Annotated in this window: 20 protein-coding genes and 1 pseudogene; 8 read left to right on the forward strand and 13 right to left on the reverse strand. The window is 59.8% G+C overall.

From position 1 onward, the window contains the following. Positions 1-7: 7 nt before the first annotated feature. Positions 8-2,224 carry a penicillin-binding protein 1A gene (locus BBA01S_RS28595; protein ID WP_027819440.1) on the reverse strand — a complete coding sequence of 739 codons (2,217 nt, stop codon included), beginning with the start codon at positions 2,222-2,224 and terminating at the stop codon, positions 8-10. Between the two features lie 380 nt (positions 2,225-2,604). On the opposite strand from BBA01S_RS28595, the gene BBA01S_RS28600 reads away from it, so the two are divergent. Further along, a complete protein-coding gene (locus tag BBA01S_RS28600) occupies positions 2,605-3,066 on the forward strand; it encodes an ester cyclase (RefSeq protein WP_027819441.1) in 462 nt (153 codons plus the stop codon). A 174-nt stretch (positions 3,067-3,240) separates the two neighbouring features. Here the strand turns inward: BBA01S_RS28600 and BBA01S_RS28605 are convergent, their stop codons facing one another. Beyond that, a complete protein-coding gene (locus BBA01S_RS28605; protein ID WP_027819442.1) occupies positions 3,241-3,795 on the reverse strand; it encodes a DUF3455 domain-containing protein in 555 nt (184 codons plus the stop codon). 97 nt (positions 3,796-3,892) lie between these two features. Here BBA01S_RS28605 and BBA01S_RS47075 point away from each other — a divergent pair, with 97 nt between their 5' ends. Then, the gene (locus tag BBA01S_RS47075; RefSeq protein ID WP_156966113.1) at positions 3,893-4,864 is read left to right on the forward strand and encodes a hypothetical protein; all 972 of its coding nucleotides are present in this window, start codon (positions 3,893-3,895) and stop codon (positions 4,862-4,864) included. 399 nt (positions 4,865-5,263) lie between these two features. On the opposite strand, the gene BBA01S_RS28615 is transcribed toward BBA01S_RS47075, so the two are convergent. Further along, a complete protein-coding gene (locus BBA01S_RS28615) occupies positions 5,264-6,118 on the reverse strand; it encodes a helix-turn-helix domain-containing protein (protein WP_042298047.1) in 855 nt (284 codons plus the stop codon). Positions 6,119-6,217: 99 nt separating this feature from the next. Here BBA01S_RS28615 and BBA01S_RS28620 point away from each other — a divergent pair, with 99 nt between their 5' ends. From BBA01S_RS28620 to BBA01S_RS28630, 3 genes are all read left to right on the forward strand, one after another. Next, positions 6,218-6,490 carry a hypothetical protein gene (locus BBA01S_RS28620; RefSeq protein WP_027819445.1) on the forward strand — a complete coding sequence of 91 codons (273 nt, stop codon included), beginning with the start codon at positions 6,218-6,220 and terminating at the stop codon, positions 6,488-6,490. Next, the gene (locus BBA01S_RS28625; RefSeq protein ID WP_027819446.1) at positions 6,487-7,440 is read left to right on the forward strand and encodes a quinone oxidoreductase family protein; all 954 of its coding nucleotides are present in this window, start codon (positions 6,487-6,489) and stop codon (positions 7,438-7,440) included. The genes BBA01S_RS28620 and BBA01S_RS28625 overlap by 4 nt, the downstream gene beginning before the upstream one ends. Positions 7,441-7,708: 268 nt before the next feature. Further along, positions 7,709-7,888 carry a hypothetical protein gene (locus BBA01S_RS28630; RefSeq protein WP_027819447.1) on the forward strand — a complete coding sequence of 60 codons (180 nt, stop codon included), beginning with the start codon at positions 7,709-7,711 and terminating at the stop codon, positions 7,886-7,888. 159 nt (positions 7,889-8,047) lie between these two features. Here BBA01S_RS28630 and BBA01S_RS46145 read toward each other — a convergent pair whose 3' ends face one another. From BBA01S_RS46145 to BBA01S_RS28645, 5 genes are all read right to left on the reverse strand, one after another. Further along, on the reverse strand, positions 8,048-8,473 hold the full coding sequence (locus BBA01S_RS46145) for a GNAT family N-acetyltransferase (protein ID WP_084162594.1): 426 nt from the start codon (positions 8,471-8,473) through the stop codon (positions 8,048-8,050). Between the two features lie 72 nt (positions 8,474-8,545). Beyond that, entirely contained in the window at positions 8,546-9,130 is a 585-nt protein-coding gene (locus tag BBA01S_RS43175; RefSeq protein ID WP_042298048.1) for a hypothetical protein, read from the reverse strand. 352 nt (positions 9,131-9,482) lie between these two features. Next, positions 9,483-9,935 (reverse strand): NlpC/P60 family protein, encoded by a 453-nt coding sequence (locus BBA01S_RS28635; protein WP_042298049.1) that lies wholly within the window; start codon positions 9,933-9,935, stop codon positions 9,483-9,485. 177 nt (positions 9,936-10,112) lie between these two features. Next, complete coding sequence (locus BBA01S_RS47080; protein WP_156966114.1) at positions 10,113-10,658, reverse strand: hypothetical protein; 546 nt, start codon at positions 10,656-10,658, stop codon at positions 10,113-10,115. Positions 10,659-11,226: 568 nt separating this feature from the next. After that, a complete protein-coding gene (locus tag BBA01S_RS28645; protein ID WP_027819450.1) occupies positions 11,227-11,703 on the reverse strand; it encodes a MarR family winged helix-turn-helix transcriptional regulator in 477 nt (158 codons plus the stop codon). 95 nt (positions 11,704-11,798) lie between these two features. Between BBA01S_RS28645 and BBA01S_RS28650 the strand changes: the two genes are divergently transcribed. Next, positions 11,799-12,167, forward strand: a complete 369-nt coding sequence (locus BBA01S_RS28650) for an antibiotic biosynthesis monooxygenase family protein (protein WP_027819451.1) — start codon at positions 11,799-11,801, stop codon at positions 12,165-12,167. A 312-nt stretch (positions 12,168-12,479) separates the two neighbouring features. On the opposite strand, the gene BBA01S_RS28655 is transcribed toward BBA01S_RS28650, so the two are convergent. Next, positions 12,480-13,433, reverse strand: a complete 954-nt coding sequence (locus BBA01S_RS28655) for an alpha/beta hydrolase (RefSeq protein WP_027819452.1) — start codon at positions 13,431-13,433, stop codon at positions 12,480-12,482. A gap of 144 nt (positions 13,434-13,577) precedes the next feature. On the opposite strand from BBA01S_RS28655, the gene BBA01S_RS28660 reads away from it, so the two are divergent. Both BBA01S_RS28660 and BBA01S_RS28665 read left to right on the forward strand, forming a co-directional pair. After that, complete coding sequence (locus BBA01S_RS28660; RefSeq protein ID WP_218004264.1) at positions 13,578-14,147, forward strand: TetR/AcrR family transcriptional regulator; 570 nt, start codon at positions 13,578-13,580, stop codon at positions 14,145-14,147. A gap of 256 nt (positions 14,148-14,403) precedes the next feature. Next, complete coding sequence (locus BBA01S_RS28665) at positions 14,404-15,432, forward strand: AraC family transcriptional regulator (RefSeq protein ID WP_084162595.1); 1,029 nt, start codon at positions 14,404-14,406, stop codon at positions 15,430-15,432. A 37-nt stretch (positions 15,433-15,469) separates the two neighbouring features. On the opposite strand, the gene BBA01S_RS28670 is transcribed toward BBA01S_RS28665, so the two are convergent. The 4 genes and pseudogenes from BBA01S_RS28670 to BBA01S_RS47900 form a co-directional block, all read right to left on the reverse strand. Next, entirely contained in the window at positions 15,470-15,781 is a 312-nt protein-coding gene (locus BBA01S_RS28670; RefSeq protein ID WP_027819455.1) for a putative quinol monooxygenase, read from the reverse strand. Between the two features lie 83 nt (positions 15,782-15,864). After that, on the reverse strand, positions 15,865-16,140 hold the full coding sequence (locus BBA01S_RS47805; protein ID WP_174479186.1) for a hypothetical protein: 276 nt from the start codon (positions 16,138-16,140) through the stop codon (positions 15,865-15,867). A gap of 77 nt (positions 16,141-16,217) precedes the next feature. After that, a complete protein-coding gene (locus BBA01S_RS28680) occupies positions 16,218-16,730 on the reverse strand; it encodes a DoxX family protein (protein WP_027819457.1) in 513 nt (170 codons plus the stop codon). Between the two features lie 10 nt (positions 16,731-16,740). Beyond that, positions 16,741-17,187, reverse strand: a pseudogene (locus BBA01S_RS47900) (DUF2063 domain-containing protein); the annotation flags it as partial.

Here is a 17,187-nt window from a genome sequence, read left to right on the forward strand (position 1 = left end):
TGCTACGTCAAAAGCTCCAGAAAAGAAAGCGATGACGCTTGTGCGCACGAGCTGGTCGCGGCGCATTGCCTCCTGACGACGGTAGCTGGGCACGTCCATCGATGACGCGCGCGCGCAGCGCCATGTCGTAGAACGCGCCGACTACGGGCAGGGCGCTGTGGGCGCCTTCACCCCAGTAGTCGTTGCGCAACGTCACGCGTGCGTCGTCGAATCCCACCCACGCACCCGCGACGAGCTGGGGATGCATCAGGATGAACCAGCTATCCGTATTGTCCTGTGTCGTGCCCGTCTTGCCGGCCACGTCGGCGTGAATGCCGAAGCGTGTCCGGATGTCCTCGCCGGTACCACGATCGACAACATCGCGCATCACGTCGACCAGCTTGACTGCGGCCACGGTCGGGAGTGCCTGCTGTGGGCCCGTCGCGGGAAACTCGGCGAGCACCTTGCCGTCGCGGTCTTCGATGCGCGTCACCATGCGCGGCTCGACATAGGCCCCGCGATTCGCGATCGTGCAATACGCCGACACCATCTCCCTGAGGGTGACCGGACTGGTGCCGAGCGCGAGCGACGGCACCGGATCAAGAGGGCTTTCGCGCACGCCCATTGCGCGTGCGAGCGCGGCCACTTTCTCGGGCCCTTCCCGTTGCATGAGCTGGGCGGTGACGCGGTTACGCGAAAATGCAAGGGCATTACGCAGCGTCATCGGGCGACCGGTCGCGGGCTCTGCGTCAGTCGGCTTCCATACCGCATTGCCCTTCAAGGCGATGGCGACGTTGCGATCGACAATGGTGTCGCCCGGTTGCGCACCGTCCGCAAAAGCGGCTCCGTAGACAAAGGCCTTGAACGTGGAACCGGGCTGCCGACGCGCCTGCTGCACGTGATCGAACGGCTCGCCCTGAAAGTCGCGGCTGCCGACCCAGGCCTTGATATCGCCGTTGCGGGGATCCATGGCGACGAACCCAGCCTGAATCTGCGTCTTGCTATGGCAAAGGGCCTCGACAAACGGCGCGTCCTTCGCCAGTTTCCTGATGGCAGCGTCGTCCGGCAGGCCCGCATCGCGAGCGGCCTTATACCCGGCTGTCTGCCTGATGAACGACTGGAACAGCGCATTGCCCGGCCAGCAGCCCGTACGTTCGTTCCACGCGTCATTGGCAATCCATTGCAACTGGTTCGTTTGCCAGGCCACTGCCTGTGCTGCCATCGCCTGAAGCCGCGAATCGATCGTTGTATGCACAACGAGGCCGTCGGAATAGATGTTGTAGCCGTTGCGGTCTGCCCATGCGGTCAGCCACCGGCGCAACTGCGCCGTGAAGTGCGGAGCCGCGCCCACCGGCTCGGCTTGCGGCTCGAAATTGACGTTCAGCGGCTGGCGCTGGAGCCACGCGTAGGCGTGCGCGTCAAGCTTGCCGAACTTCACCATCTGCGCGAGTACGGTGTTGCGACGTTCGAGCGCGCGCTCCGGATTGATGACCGGGTTGTAGGCGCTGTTCGCCTTCAGCATGCCCACGAGCGTCGCGCTCTCCAGGATGTTGAGTTCGGCGGCGGTTTTACCAAAGTACGTACGCGCAGCCATTTCCACGCCGTACGCATTGTAGAGAAAGGGCACGGTGTTCAGGTACGTCACCAGGATCTCGTCCTTGCTGTACACGGACTCGATCTTTAGCGCCGTGATCGCTTCCTTGATCTTGCGCGTCAAGGTCGGCGCCCGACCGATCTCTTCCGGATACAGATTGCGTGCGAGCTGCTGGGTGATCGTGGAGCCGCCCTGGCGACTGCTGGTGAAAGTATGGAGCGCGGCGGCGGCCACGCGCTGGAGGTCGATCCCGTGATGCTGGTAGAACCGGTGATCCTCGGTCGCAACCAGCGCGTCCACGACATGAGGCGATATCTGGTTGAGCGAGACCCACTCGCGATTGACGGGCTTGAATTCGGTGAGCACCTTGCCATCGGCGGAAAGAATCAGCGCGGGACGATCGACGCGCGCCTTGCGGATGTCGCCGAGGTGAGGCGTGAACGGCACGAGCGCCAGTGTGTAGGCGAGGCAAGCCAGCGGCGGCGCGGCTAGCGCCAATGCGATACCGCGACGCGTCGGGTGGCGAACGCCTTGCAGCGCCGCACGGGCAAGATGGCATTGCTTCGCGCCGATAACGGCGGCCAGCGAGCGGGCACGGCTCACCCAGCGTGTGCAGAATTCACGAAATAGCGACACATACGGGTGATTCACGGCGGCTGCGCTCTGGACGAAAAGCGCGGATCGTACCAAAGTGCAATGGCGTTTTTGGCCGCAAAACGGGCTTGTGTGCCTGCGGTTAACAGTTGATTACACTTGTTTCGAAATTGTGGCGGGACGCGTGACGCGGTGCGGAGGAGGGAGCGACTGGCCTGCTGGAGACTTGTGCGCCGCGCAGGTGGGGTTATCGCGTACTGGAGCGATGGTCTCTGCGCAAGACCCGGCATGAAATGCGCATGGATAGTTCGGCAGCGTAGCGCCTGAAGGCCACAGCAAGAATCGGAGTGTTGAACCGCGACAGATTGCCTATTCTTGCGCTCAGGTTATCGAATGGCTTCGGTGACCTTTCCGAAACGAACTGTCAGGATACCGAAATGAGTAAAGAAGACGACAACAAGGCAATCGTCGGCCGCTGGTTCACAGAGTTCTGGGGCAAGAACCCCAATCTGGCGGTCATCGATGAAATCGCTGCGCCCGACATGCTGCTGCATTATTCGCTGCACGAGCCGCGGCGCGGCCGGGAAGACATTCGGGCGTTCATGACCGACTTCCGCAATGCATTCCCCGATCTCAATTTTTGGGGAACGGCCGACCTGATCGCCGAAGGCGATTATGTCGTGGGCCAGTGGGAAGGCGGGGGCACCCACACCGGGCCGGCCCACGATGACTTCCTGATGGGCGGCCTGCCCGCCGCCACTGGCCGCAAGATGCACTTCACGGGCACCACGGTGTTGAAGGTGCTGAACGGCAAGATCGTGGAAGAACGTGGTCTGGACGATGGCGTCGCCGCGCTGAGCCAGCTTGGCCTGATCAAGGTCGCGACGAGCGACTCATGACCGACAGCGGCGTGCGCCGACTACGCATCATAGGGACTCCGAAGTAGTGACGGCGTAGCGCGTATGCTTCGTTTTCATCGGGTTGTTATCGCGTGCGGCGCTGGGCCCGGAGGCCCAGCGCTGGCGTGTCGACTGCCTTAGCCCATTTCAAGTAGACATGCGCTTGTTCCACGCTCATTCGAGAAACACGTACTCCGCGAGATAGGGGCTACGTCCTTCCTCGCCCTCGTGTGCGCAGGCTTGCGTGGGGGCCGCGCCGCCGTGCGTGGCAAGCCGCTGCACGTAACGTACCTTGCTCAGGAACCCAGGGCCGCCCGCATTGGTGGTCGAGAGGAGCAGCATGGGGATCGCCGCACCGTCGTCGGGATTGGGTGCGTGCTGCAGCAGCTTGCCAGTAATCCGGCTTCCGTCCGGCGCTTCCCACGACGGCCCTGCGCCGTGCCTGACGACGAGCTGGCCGGAGGCGTCGTACAGATCGGCTTGCGGTGCCTGAAAGCTCCACGTCAGTTGATTAGCGGCGTCGCGCTTGCAGACGTAGATCTGCACGCCCGATGCCTTGAGTGCAGCCACCACGTGGGTTGCGTCGGCGGGCTGCAGCGCGCCCGGCGCCGGCGTCTGGGCGTGTGCTAGCGAAATCGCCAGGCTGCCGAGCAGCGCCGTCGCAATCGCGCAGGTGCGCCGCGTTGCCGGGCGGGAGCCAGGGCCGCCTCTACGAATCGAATGGGTCATGCGCATCGTCCTCGATAAATGTCTCAGCGTATCGGCCGATCATACCGGGAAACCGCGGAGAGACGCGGGCGCAGCGGAGCACCGTGAGGACGCCCTCGTGACATCTCCCGTTATCGGCAAGGACATGCCGATAAGCAACCAGGAACAACGACGCGCGATGGAAAAGAATTTAAAGGGCGCTCGTATATTGCCGTTAACACGTCAATGTGCCAACGGAATGAGAGGACGGGGAGTGCGTAGCAACAGGAAGAAGACGGCCGAAATTAAAGCAATGGTGGTGATCGTGGGGTGCACGTTGGTCGCTCAGGCAGCCCATGCGAACAAGGCGATCAAGGATAGTCCCGGCGCTGAAGTCCATCGCGCCAGGGGCCACCACGTCGTGCACGCCGCTCATCCGATGACCGTGCCGTCGTCACACGAACACCGGAGGCCTGCGCATTCGCAGCACATCGGGCGAGCGAAGCACGAGGAACGTGTGCAACACAATCGAGTGGTGACGGCCCATTCGGGCGGGCGAAAATATACGCATCGTGTGCGGATTCAAAAGCACTCTGTGCACCACGGTTCATGGGCACCACGAGAGGTCTATCACGCTCAACGGGCGCCGGTTGTTCAAGAACCGTGGGCCGACCAGACGCCACACGCTCCTACATGGGTTCTACCGCAAGTCTGCAACCAGGTGTTGAACTACACTGGCGCATGCCAACCCGCGGTGCTGGAGAGTTTGCGCGTTCTCGGTGTCCAGGCGCCTAAGGTGGAAGATCGCGGACAGATGGCCCAACATCTCCAGTCGATTCTGGATCACGATGGACTGGAACAGGTGCAGGCCCAATGCCAATCTGTGCTGGCTGAAGACCAGCGAAAGATTAGCGGGCTTCAAACGCTGTTGGCGCGAGCCCATGTTGTCCCCCCGGATGATTGCTCCCGGGAGATCCAGAATCTTGCGGCCCAGCAACTGACGGTGCAGATCACTGCGGTTCAGGCCCAGCCCGCGTCTGTCGCCACCGGTGCGTCTGACGTTGCTCAGGCGCCTGTGGCGGCGTCCGAAATACAGAACGCGCAGCCATAGAAACAGATCGGTCTGGTCGACGGAGAAGCGCCGCTTGACGCGCAGATGCTGATCCGATGGGAGCGCACTCAGACCATCTGGAATCTCGAACTTCGACAGGCGAACGGGTTGCCGCCGTTCGCCGACTGTGAAGCCGTGTGGGAGGCGCTGATCGTTTGCCAGTTAAAAGCGGCTGGCCATTGAATAGGGCATGTCGACCTGAAGCGGACTGTGGGGTTTGCCGGTAGCGGCCGTTCATCGTTGGAAGGGTAGCTCTCTCACATCAAACGACACGATAATGAACGCGCAAGATGAACGCGCAAGAGTTTGAGGAGTTGTTCGAAGTAACGGTCGTAAAGCACCTGATCAACGAGGGCTTTCACCGTGAAGGAAAAGCCTGTACATGACGGCAAAGCGTCTTCACTTCGGATTTCCTTTTTTCTTTTCATCTTTGCAATCTTGTCGGGGCGCCGAGCTGTCGGCCTTATAGCGCCCCGGCGTTTCTCCCGTCGCTCGCCTGAACATCTCGATGAATGCGCTGACGTTATCGTAACCAAGCTCGAATGCGATGGCCGTCACACTGACGCCCTCCGCGACGAGCTCCAGCGCGCGTAAGAGTCTTGCCTGCTGGCGCCACTGCGCGAAGCTCATCCCGGTCTCGGCGATGAAACGCCGGCTCAACGTACGCGGTGACAAGCCGGCCCACGCAGCCCACTCTTCCAGACGCCGCGAGTCGGAGAGATTGCTCGCAAGCGCATCGGTGATGCGTGCGAGCCGCGCGTCCTGAGGAGCAGGCAGCCGCAATAGCTCGGCGGGCGCGGCAGCCACTTCGTCGACGATCACTTCGGCGATGCGGGTCTGTTGCACGTCGAGCGTCGCGCCGGGCCAGGTCGCTGCGCGATGCACGGCCTCTCGCAGCAGCGCAGTCGTGCGGATCGCCCGCGGCAACGCGGGCAGATCCGCACAGCGCGCCTCCGCGATGAATACGCTCCATCCAGAGAACGGGCCGTGGGAACGCACGGCATGCGCACAATGCGGGGGAATCCAGATCGCGTGAATCGCCGGCACGACCCACTGCTCAAGCTTCACGGTCACGGACACCAGGCCGCTCAACGCGCCCATCAACTGACCGCGCGCATGGTGGTGCATGGACGTTTCGCGAGGCTCGCTCTGCGTCAGTTCGGCCGCCGCGAGAAATGGGCCATCGGGCGACAGCACGAGATCGGGGCGAATCAGCGGCTGGGTCGTTGACGGCGAATGAGTCGGATCGGGCATCGTAGCGTGGCCGGAAATCGGTATCGAATGTCATTTATACCGGAGTCGCGCCGCCGCTGCACGCCTAGACTGAGAGCGTCCTTACACAGGAGAGATCCGATGCGAGCTGCACAACTTCTGCCCGATCATCTGAATACCGGTGATTTCAACGGCGTGACTGTCCGCAAGGGGACAGTCGGCGCCTTCCTTATCAACGCTCGCGTGTGGGCCGATCGCAGCGTCGACGACGCGGCGCGCGCGAACGCTGCTGCCGATATCGTCGACGCACTGCCGGCGTTGCGCGCGCTCGGTCTATTTGAGGTGCTCGATGTCCGCGATCCTGCGCTGCGCAAGTTGATTGACGAACACGCTTCGAATGAGGTCCGCGCATGAAGGCCGCTGTTGTCACTCACAAGGGCGTGGCCCCGGTCTATGCATCCTTCGACGAACCGGCACCGGTTGCCGGTCATACGCTGGTCAATGTCAGCGCGTCGGCGTTAAGTCACGTGACCCGTTCGCGCGCCTCCGGCACGCATTACTCGTCCACGGGCGAGTTTCCGTTCGTGGCGGGTGTGGACGGTGTCGGACGACGGGCGGACGGCTCACCGGTCTATTTCTTTGCGCCAGCGGCGCCGTTTGGCGGCCTCGCCGAACGCACGCTCGTCCCTGACTCGCACTGCGTGACGCTGCCCGACGCGCTGGCGCCCCATCTTGCCGCCGCGCTGGCTATTCCGGGCATGTCATCGTGGGCGGCACTCACGGAGCGAGCCAGGCTTGTTCGCGGCGAGACGGTGTTGATCAACGGCGCGACCGGCGCATCGGGCAGCCCCGCGGTGCAGATCGCGAAGCATCTTGGAGCGTCGAAGGTCATCGCGACCGGCCGGCATCAACCGACGCTCGACGCGCTCCACGCTTTGGGCGCCGACAATGTGATCTCGCTTGAGCAGGAAGAGCGCGCGTTGAGCGATGCGCTCGAACCGCACTTCCGTGCGGGCGTTGATGTGGTGCTCGACTATCTATGGGGCGAGAGCGCACGTGCATTGCTGATTGGCGCGGCGAAAGGACTGCCTGATGCCTATCCACTTCGCGTTGTGCAGATCGGCTCGATTGCGGGGAGCGCGCTTGAATTGCCGAGCGCCGCCTTGCGCGCATCGGCAATCACGCTGATGGGCAGTGGGATCGGCAGCGTACCCCTCACACGATTGCTGTACTCAGTGGAACAGGTATTGCACGCTGCTATACCCGCGCGTCTGGAGATCGCGACGCACAGCGCGCCGCTTGCCGACATCGCCTCGCAGTGGGGGCAAGCGGAGCGCCGTGAACGCGTCGTGATGACGATGTGACTGATGTAACGGACGTGCGCTTCCATCCATCCGTGGGGGAGGGAAGCGCATGGGCTGCTGAGTTGGGCGCGCTTAGACCTCACGCGGTCAGCACCCAGTCTGGTCAATCCAGAGCTGTAATCAATCGACAGAGCAATGCAGTTCCCGGCATGCGCACTGTCCCGTATGTTGCCGCTTATAGCAATAATACGAACGCGCCTACCTGTTCGAGCACCGCTTCAACCCGAACTGGCAGTTCAAGCAAAATTTCCGCTACTCGCATCTGGACTTGAGCAATCAGGCATTGTTTGGCTACAGCATGAGCGCCGATCAGCAGACCATCCAGCCCACGTTCATGAACGCGAACTTCACGGCGGCGCTGTTCGATCTGCGCCAGAACAACGCGCCCCGGCTAAAGTCAGTGACCAGCCCCGCCGTGGTCAATCGGCAAGCGTGTCCGGGTGGCTGATTCTGGCCGGTTAGGGCCTCGTGCGCCTTGCGCCGGGAAGTACGCTTTCAGCGTGGTGCGTAAAAATATATTCAAGTAAACAGCATCTGACAAAGGGACAACCAGGTAACTCGCTAGCGACGACTCGATGACGCGAAGTTTGGTTGCCTGCATCGCGTCCTAAGCAACGAGTGACTTCTTCAAAAAAATCTTGGAGTGACCAATGGGAAAATCAGGCAACTCGGCAAATTGTACATAGCCGAGTCTTTCATAAAATGGCCTTGCCTGAAAATCATGAGTGTCGAGCCACGCACTATGGCATTCACGTGATCGCGCTTCCTTTTCGGCCAATTGCATGAGACGCGTACCTACACCATTGCCACGAGCCTGGGCGGGGACAACGAGTAGGTCAATATGAAGCCAGCCGTACGCTGTTCCACCCCACAGGCCACCGACGATCTTTTCCTCGCCGTCTGTCAGGATGACTGCAAGTGGACGGAAATTGATTGGGCCGGCCTGGCTTTCATTGAATCGGACAAGTGGCCCTGCAATCTGCTGTCGAACGCTTGCGTCCGCTGCATCCGTCACTGTGTAGTTGAATGTCATGAAAGTGTCTTGTCCTGTGAAAAAATACCGAACACGTAGCAGCGCCTGCCCGATGCCATACTCTTGCGCGATCTATGGATGCATCTGCAAGGAGCGCGCACCGTGTACGGCGAAATAAATCATAGAAAGTGTAATTAGGAACACCGCCACAGCCATCGCTATGTTAAATATTTTTCGAAATGTACGGGGTCCCCAGATCCATGCGGATTTAGGTGTTGCCTCAAAATCGCTATAGTTGAGTTCGCTCAAACGCTTCGAAGCTGTCTCCAGATGTGAGATTAAGTACCACCCGCCGCTCGGATCGAGTGAGCGTGTTCGATAGAACGAGCCCAATCTGGCGATCAATCGCATTTCAGAGCACTCCACGTCGAATGCATATTGATCGAAGATATAGCGAAGGGCGGTGCACAACGCCTCATCCCGCCCAATGATACGAGACAAGACTTCTGCGCGATCGCCATAGATATATAGCCCTTTTAATATTGGGAAATGGCGAAGCATCGGAAAAATTCGGCCAAGCCAGGCAGCGTAATAATTTGTTGCGAAGCCTATGTCGATCCGCCCGGGAAGCTGGACTGGGATCGAAATTACTGTCAGGCTTTTAAATATTTCGATTGTCCCATCGTGTTTTTTCAACAGTTTTTCGAATTCATCCATGTCGAGGTTTCCCGCTGCATCGTTGGTATAAGTAACGTCAATATCATCGACGACTACTCAAAAACTACGGTCAGCTTTTCTCGTTACTAGAATGGGTTATCAATTTTTATATTTTTGAGCAGAACCGGCGCACTTTGGATCCTCTACAGGCGCTTATCTCGCGTGAGCGCGCTACAGGATGGATTGTCAACGATTCAGAGGGCGACGTCGAGTGTCCCTTCATGGCCGGGTGCAGTCGCATGCAATGAGCATGCGCAGGTTGAACCGCGCGAGGCTGCGATCGACAGTACGCGACCCTGAAGGGAAACTGGCGTCGCCCAAAAGCAGTCATGCGTCAACGAGCATGAAGCCGTTAGGACTGCTCTGGCCACCTGTAGCCGAGGACCAAGGCAACCGGATAAGCCAGCTCGCGAACCTCGTCCAGCTGGTTTCCGCCGAGGAGATAAATAAACGCTTCGTCGTGGCGAAGGTAGAAGCCCACATGACCCTTCCAGCTTGTCGGATCGTCGCGCGTTAGCACAGTAATGCAACCGTAGATCGGGTTTTCAAGAGCGACGCCCCAATCGAGCCAGGATCGAGCCAAGGCTGAATGCGTCCCGCGAAACCCAGCACCTGCCATGCACCAGTTGACGAATGAGGAACACCAGGAGATCTTGTCGTCGTAGCCCACGAGATTCGTTTGGCTGTTGTACTCGACTATTCGTGGATTGGTTTCGCCAACCGGAAAACGCCTGACGCCGCATTCTGCAATTGCCACCGGCATCCAGACAGCGGCGGCGTCAATATCCCGGATTTGCATAGTCATCGTCGTTGGTTGGATTCTCAAGTTGTCTTTGGGAATGGGCACCGATTCTATCTGCCTGGCCGACCGTCCGCCCACGACTACCCTCTGCTTGAGGCCGTGCGAACGGCGCGATGTTTTTTCGCTTTTTGGTCATTCGTTTCGCACATTTCGCACGAGCGCATGTCTGGCGTGGTGTCCTCAGAAGACCTCTATGATCAGGAAAAAATGATCCCCCATAGGACGCACGGAAATTGACGTGCCCTGCTCGTGAGCCGGGGGAAGTCCTGAAAGTGGTTTATCTGCATCGTCAAAGACCAGTGTATGGAAAACGTTCGGCCCGGTTGCCGCTCCGGTATTGCCCCAATCCCACTGACGGTGTTTTGGCGAGGCTCCCTCACTCTCGTGTACCAGCCGTAAATACGTTGCTCGCGTGAGTTGAAAACGAATCCAGTCGGGATCGATTCGCAACCCCAGCAATGAGCCAAATATCGTGACAGTTATCACTGGAGCGAGGACAACTGAAACGAGCGACCTCCAGCGTCGATTCCATAAATTCCTGGCAAAACCAACGAACCAAACGATGGCGACTACCACGGCTGGCAAGAGAATTACGGGTATCAAAAAATATGAAAGATTCAGCCACCTGTCTAGCTGGTCGGAGCAGTAGATCAGTGCACCGAAAGCCAGCCAAACATAAAGATGCATCCGGGAAAAACTGTCTCCGTGTGTGGTATTGTCAACCACTTATGTCCTCGCTTGAATGTCTTAAGGAGGCTGACTACCGCGCTGATGCGCTTTGTATGAACGAGGGCCGCATCGATGGCGGCGACCGACTCACTGCGACTCAAAGCCGTCACTCTACACCTGCTAGAGCGATAGAGGCCATGCCAGAAATGAGGCAGCGATAGGGAGCGACAGCAGGGTACCCAAAGCCGCGCCAAGTAACGGCGGCTTTAGCGCGAAGGCGCAAAAAGCGATGAATGTATAGGCGGCAAGGCAAGAGAGGAGCAACAGTAGATTAAAGACATGGCTACGCGTGTAGATTCCAAACTTCACCCCAACAAGCGTCGCGGAAATCAGCGCGAAAGCTAACAGTTGTTTTGTTCCTGGCCGCATAAGGTCTAGAAACGTTCCTGGTTGTCGATAGGTGGTTGGGCTAAGCCTCGCCTCGATTGTCGATGAGAATCGGCACAATGTCGAACAGCGACTCCTGGCCGCCTGCTGTCCTATGCGTTTTGACTCGTGGTGACCCTGAGCGGTCACCCAATTCTTCGTCGATCCGACGACCAGTTCGATGGTGGAGCGGTCATCGCTACGCGCTCATATCGTTGTCGGTCATGTCGTCCAGATTTTCTTGCAGCCTCATCAAGACGCGATGCGCTGCCTCGATTTCCTCAACTGTTAGCCCTTCTGAGAGTCGGTTGACCCAAGGCGCCTGAAGGCTCATGGCAGCGTCAAAGGCTTGCTTCCCCTTGTTCGTTAAAACCACGAGCTGCGCGCGGCGATGGTGTGGATTGGATTCGAAACTAACCAATCCTTCTTCCGCCAGGTCGTTGACTATTCGCTGTACGTTTTGACGGTAGGCACCCAGGTCGCGAGCGATCCAGGCAACCGGCTGCGGTCGCTCTGCCGCAGTGATGGCACCGAGAATTTGCCAGCGCGCGCTTGTGAGCCCGAGTTCCTCGACCAAACGATCGCCCGCGGTCAAAAGCCCGCTATTTAGCCTAAAAAAATCGAGAATAGCGCGCGTCAGGTGCTCGCCAGCTGGTGTTCTTTTCGTCTTTGTCATATGACACCATAAACTCAAATTGACATCATAATGTCAATGTACTATACATTGGGCATGTCGTGCTGTCGTCACCTTTCCAGTTAACGGAGTTGGCCATGCTGCAACTGAGACCGCTTGACCCTTCCTTCCCGATCGAGCGTCAGCTCGCCATTGACACAGCCCCTGTCGTCCTGGTGAATGTTTTCATGCTGGATCCAGCCGACGAGCAGCTCTTTCTTAAAGTCTGGCAGGACGACGCGTCATTTATGAAGCGGCAGCCGGGCTTCATTTCGACGCAACTGCACCGGGCAGTCGGAGAAAGTCCGACGTATCTGAACTATGCCGTGTGGGAGTCTAATGCCCACTTTCGAGCAGCGTTCGGTCATCCGGAGTTTAAGACGAGCCTCAGCGCCTATCCATCTTCGGCCATTACCTCACCGCACCTCTTCCAGAAGGTCGCAGTGCCGGGTATCTGCGTTGATTAGCCTGGACTGCCGGTCACGCGCAATTTAGCGTCTGCGCGAAAGTTCGCGCGAGCAGCGAGACGAGAGAGGCTTCATCGAAGGTTGACTGTCGCCAGAGCGGCTTCGACTAGACGTTCGAGTGTCCGTTTGAACTCGCTGGGTAGTGGCGGTTCATGGCCGATAACAGTCTGATCTGCCTCGCGCGAAGCTACGAAACAGTGAGGTGCAGCAACCGGCCCAGTACAACCCATTGCCACCATTCAACTTATCGCACTTCCAGTGACCCGTCCCATTCGGGCATCGGAACGCCAGTTTTCCTCTCGACCAGCTTGATCACGAGCGCGCGCATGCCTGCTCGACGCAGAAGTCATGGATGGCGCTGACCATCTGCTGCAATCCGGGTTGTTCCAGCGGATAGTGCCCGGCATTCTCCAGCATTGTTATCTTCACGGGCACATGCCGGATTCGTTGCAGGAACAACTGGCTCAGATGCAACGGCGTCCAGCGATCCTGCGCGGGTTGGGTCAACAGGATCGGACATACGTCGAAGTCCTCCGGTTCGATGGCCGGCCGATAGGCTGCGTAGCTAGCCAGAAAGCCCATCGTCACCCACTTGCCTGCCGACGTTTTGTCTGCCATGCAGGCCTTCAGGGCAACCGGATCGTTCACGAGCGCATACATTTTGCTCGCCGCGGCCATCGGCATGCGAAGACCTGCAAGCGGCGTGCGCGCGGTCAACGCTGCGAGTGGCACGCCAACACGGCTCATAAACAGGTTGTACGCCGTCTCGTCGCGAACCTGCTGAAGGCGTTGATCGAGAAACGTCATGCCGACGATACCCTTGACTTTCCGGTTCTTCGCCGCGACGTGATATGTCTCCATGCCGCCCGCGCTCAACCCGTAGAGCACAATGGGCCGGTCATCTTTGGCCAGTTCCACGTCGATGAGATCGCTTCCCGCCTGCACCCAGTCGTCGTAGCGAACCGGCTTGCCAGTGCCCACCTGTGTCAAACCGTATTCCGGCATGTCGATAGCGATAGTCTCGAAACCTCTGCGGGCAAGTGGCGCACCGAGGATCGTCGACATCTGCCGGCCGTTTGTTCCTACGCCGTGGAAAAGAATGACCTTCACCGGCGCGCTGGCATTGCGGTAGCAGTCGAGATGGATGCGATGCCTGCCCCATGACCACCATTCTTCCTGCGGCTCCTGGGCTGGCTTCAACTGATACTCGGCGGGCAGGAAACCTTGAATCTGTCTCCAGTTTTCCTGTTGTGCATAGGTGCTCATTCGAAATCTCCCGTCACGGCGCCTGATCCGGATAGCGTGTTGAAGTAAAATCAAACAAATGTCGGATACAAAATCTAACTTATGTCGGATTCAAAAGCAAGCACCAACGGGCGTCCCACGCGTCGTCCCGTCCAGGAACGTTCCATGGCCCGGATCGCCAAGGTGGTCATGGCGGCAGAACGCATGCTGGAGGAAGTGGGGCCAGAGAGAACTTCGATACCGGCGCTTGCCGATGTAACCGGCGTGCCGCGGGCGGCGATCTATCCGTTTTTTCCGGAGAAGTACGCGCTGTTCTCACATCTGGCCGTGAAGCACATGGATGGCCTGACGAAGGCGCTCGCCAATTCGGAAGATGGATCAACGCGCGACTGGCGGGAATGGGTCGATTCCGCGATCAGGGTGACGGCGGACTACTACAACACGCATCCGGCTGCGAGCATCCTGCTGTTGTGCGGTTCGTTCTCGGACGCCGATCGTGAGGCGCACGCATCCAAGAATGCGGCTCTGGGAACGCTCTTTCGCGCCAGGGCTGCGAGCCTGGGCGCACTGACGGCGCTGCCTTCGACACCCGATGTGGCAACCATCGCCCTGGAAATCGCGTTCGCCTGCATGAAGCATGGCTATGCAACTGAAGGTCGCGTGTCGCCGGATATTTGTCGCGAGGCGACGCGCGCCGTCATCGCGTATCTCGGGTCGTGGGACGAGCAGGGATAGCAACTGATGTCCGGGCCCTCGAGCTCGCGCATGGCTGGCACAGCGTTGCCCGGGCGAAGAGACAAAAGCCCGCCTCACGACCAGGTCACGGGGAACAGATGCTGTTAGACCCGGCCGGGCACTTTTGCGGCGCGACATTGCCAAGCCCGGTTTAATGCGCCATTTAGCTGTGGTCAGAGGGCGAACGAGACCAGACTACGTGTGCCACAATCGGGGCTCGTCATCACCGTCAATAACCCGCTTGCGGTGGATCCAGATGGGGCGCGACTTGTCAGAAGTTTCGGAGTACACCGGATCGCAACACCAGAATCCAGCCGCCTGCCAGCGAACCGGTGGTGGAAGTCCGCCACTTCCGGACGAGGAGATAGGCCGCACGAAGCTGATTACGATCGACGAGATTCTCATGGCGCGGCCGCAACGGCCGGTCGCAACCACTCGCGGGCGCGGTTGGCGCGGCGTAACGCTCGATCTTCACCGTCCCTATTTCAACTGCGCCGAAAGCCACGCGGGCCTCGATCATCACCTCGTTTGCTATTGCCCGTCCGGCAGCGCCCGACTGATTCAGCGTCGCGCCGGTATTGTGCATACGGCGCCGATCACATCCGGCATGTCATACATCATGCCCGCAGGCTATGAATCGACGTGGGAGGGAGACTCCGGGTTGTCCGCGCGATTGCGCATTCCCACCGGGTTGGTCGATCAGGCGGCCGAGCACGCCGGCCTTTTGAACCACCGGGTGGAAATTCGCAACGTGTTCCAGGTGCGCGATCCCGTGATCGAACATATCGTGCAAACCCTCCTGGCGGAGCTGGACAGGAAGGTGCACCCCGTTCAGGTGTTGATCGTCGACTCGATGTCTACGGCGCTTGCCGCTCACATGCTGCGAAGCTACAACGCCCTCGACGTCGTGGCGTCGCCGCAGGAGCGCTCGCTCAGCCAGCTTGAAATTACCCGATTGACGGAATATATCGAGGACAACCTCGACCGCACGATCACCCTTGAAGAACTGGCGGGGCTCGTCAATGTGAGCCGGTTTCACTTCAGCCGGCTTTTTAAGCGTTGCATCGGCAGGACTGCGATCAGTTTCGTCGAACAATGCCGGATTCGTCGCGCGCAATCGCTGATCACCGAGACCAGTCTGCCGCTTGCGGAGATCGCGCTGACGGTGGGCTTTGCTGACCAGAGTCATTTCACGCGTCGGTTTCATCGTCACGTCGGATGCACCCCGGCAGCCTTTGCTCGCGAGCAGGGGCGCCGGCGTTCCAGTCCGCGATCTGGTGCATGAAGTGAACCTGCAGGCGTCGCGTTTCAGTGTGCGCGGCTCACGAAACGGAAGGCGGCGTTTTCATGCCGAGCACGTCGAGCATTTCGATGGCTGGCGGGCTGGCCAGAAGTTCTCCCGCGTGCGCCATGAGGGCCTGTCCGATTGGGCCGTTCAGGTGCGCGTTGCGGTCGGCTTCGCTGGCGAACGCGTCGAAGATGCCAAACGTCGAGGGCGACAGTCGCAAGGCAAACCATATCGGCGTGGTCGTTTCGCGATTGGCCATGTCGAGCGCGGTCGCGAGAAACGCAGCGACAGCCTCTTCCTTGCCGGGCCTGGCTTCGAGTCTTGCCATCAGTGCATATTCAAGCATTGTCATTCTCCGGTTTTTCGTGGGGCATCCACGAAATCGCGTAATCGGCGAATACATATGTTGCGCGCGAATTGCGCGACGCGCTACGCACGCATCATCCATCCGCCTGCGACCGTCGCGGCCTGGCGCACCGTTTCAGACCAGCTGGGATACGGGTGACAGATGCGCGCAAAGTCTTCGCAGATCATGGAGGCCATCTTGACGCCGTAGCGGCCGAGCAACTGCGTGGCATGCTGAACCATGTTCTCCACGGTTTTCGTCTTGTACCGCATCATCTGCGGCAGATCGAGCGTCAGCGCGCAGCGTACGCCCAGCGCGGCATGCTTCGACTTCGCGGCGATTTTGTACATCAATGCCACGAACACACCTCAACGGCTCCGATCCCTCACGGCAGGTCTCGATCGACGATATCGCGGGTCGGTAACCCTCACGGTCGTTAGAGTGGGCTTCGCGTCGCGCGCCGGTGGCACCATTGACTGATTGGCCGGTCGAGCGACAGCGGCCCCGGGCCGAGCGCCATGATGCCAATGGCGAGCGCGGCCCAGTAGAGATGAAAATTGGCCCAGCCATCGGGAAACACCAGCTGGATCACGCCGGTCATGATGAGCAATGCGAGCGCGGTGAACCGCGTCGCGAGTCCAAGAATGAGCAGGACTGGGAGCGTGACTTCCGCCGTGGCGACGAGCAGTGCGATGGTGTCCGGTGCAGGGAAGTCATACGCGGCACCGAGCACGTGCAGCTTGAACTGATTCTCGAAAAGAAACAGCGTGGCTGGTGAAATGCTCAGGAATCCATTCCAGCGGGTGTGGCCGGAGCGCAGGAACGGCAGCGCGAGCGCGATGCGCAGTAGCGGCGGCGCCACGGCGGCGGCAATGCTCTGGATCTGGTCGACGAGCGAGCGGACCAGGAATTCGAACGGGCGTTTGGCCCGGGGCACGGACGAGCTCATGCGTACCTCTTCATGGCATTGGTGTTGCGTCTTCGCGTGTGCTCCATGCGACGACCGCACCGATGGCGAGCAGATCGCCAAGCGCGCGCGTGAGGTCGAAGGCGGGATCTGCTTCGATGGCGCGCGCGATCGCCCCGACGACTGGCGCGCCGCTCTCCAGGCTGAGCATGAACGCTGCAACGCCAGCGCTGACGGTGCGTACTTCCACATCAGTGGAAGGCCGCAGGACAACGGCGTTTTCGCCGCTGCGCTCGATGTCGACGGCACCGGGAACGCTTCTGTCGATGTTCATCGCCCAGATCTGGACAATCGGCCAGATGGATCGCACGACGCGTAGCGAAGGATGCATCACGAAACGGAGTGCGGGAAGGCACGCAGGCGCGATTGCCGCCAACCGTGCTGGTTCGAGCGGGATCGCTTCAGCCGCGTGGTAGGCCTCGCTCCACGCGCGCTCTAG

Source organism: Paraburkholderia bannensis NBRC 103871, assembly GCF_000685015.1.
Lineage (GTDB): Bacteria > Pseudomonadota > Gammaproteobacteria > Burkholderiales > Burkholderiaceae > Paraburkholderia > Paraburkholderia bannensis.

Coding starts and splice junctions, on each gene's coding strand:
- BBA01S_RS28600 (WP_027819441.1), top strand. CDS start 2,605: ATGAGTAAAGAAGACGACAACAAGGCAATCGTCGGCCGCTGGTTCACA.
- BBA01S_RS46145 (WP_084162594.1), bottom strand. CDS start 8,473: ATGACATTCAACTACACAGTGACGGATGCAGCGGACGCAAGCGTTCGA.
- BBA01S_RS28655 (WP_027819452.1), bottom strand. CDS start 13,433: ATGAGCACCTATGCACAACAGGAAAACTGGAGACAGATTCAAGGTTTC.
- BBA01S_RS28635 (WP_042298049.1), bottom strand. CDS start 9,935: ATGACTATGCAAATCCGGGATATTGACGCCGCCGCTGTCTGGATGCCG.
- BBA01S_RS28605 (WP_027819442.1), bottom strand. CDS start 3,795: ATGACCCATTCGATTCGTAGAGGCGGCCCTGGCTCCCGCCCGGCAACG.
- BBA01S_RS28680 (WP_027819457.1), bottom strand. CDS start 16,730: ATGAGCTCGTCCGTGCCCCGGGCCAAACGCCCGTTCGAATTCCTGGTC.
- BBA01S_RS28650 (WP_027819451.1), top strand. CDS start 11,799: ATGCTGCAACTGAGACCGCTTGACCCTTCCTTCCCGATCGAGCGTCAG.
- BBA01S_RS28645 (WP_027819450.1), bottom strand. CDS start 11,703: ATGACAAAGACGAAAAGAACACCAGCTGGCGAGCACCTGACGCGCGCT.
- BBA01S_RS28670 (WP_027819455.1), bottom strand. CDS start 15,781: ATGCTTGAATATGCACTGATGGCAAGACTCGAAGCCAGGCCCGGCAAG.
- BBA01S_RS28615 (WP_042298047.1), bottom strand. CDS start 6,118: ATGCCCGATCCGACTCATTCGCCGTCAACGACCCAGCCGCTGATTCGC.
- BBA01S_RS28625 (WP_027819446.1), top strand. CDS start 6,487: ATGAAGGCCGCTGTTGTCACTCACAAGGGCGTGGCCCCGGTCTATGCA.
- BBA01S_RS43175 (WP_042298048.1), bottom strand. CDS start 9,130: ATGGATGAATTCGAAAAACTGTTGAAAAAACACGATGGGACAATCGAA.
- BBA01S_RS28620 (WP_027819445.1), top strand. CDS start 6,218: ATGCGAGCTGCACAACTTCTGCCCGATCATCTGAATACCGGTGATTTC.
- BBA01S_RS28665 (WP_084162595.1), top strand. CDS start 14,404: ATGGGGCGCGACTTGTCAGAAGTTTCGGAGTACACCGGATCGCAACAC.
- BBA01S_RS28660 (WP_218004264.1), top strand. CDS start 13,578: ATGGCCCGGATCGCCAAGGTGGTCATGGCGGCAGAACGCATGCTGGAG.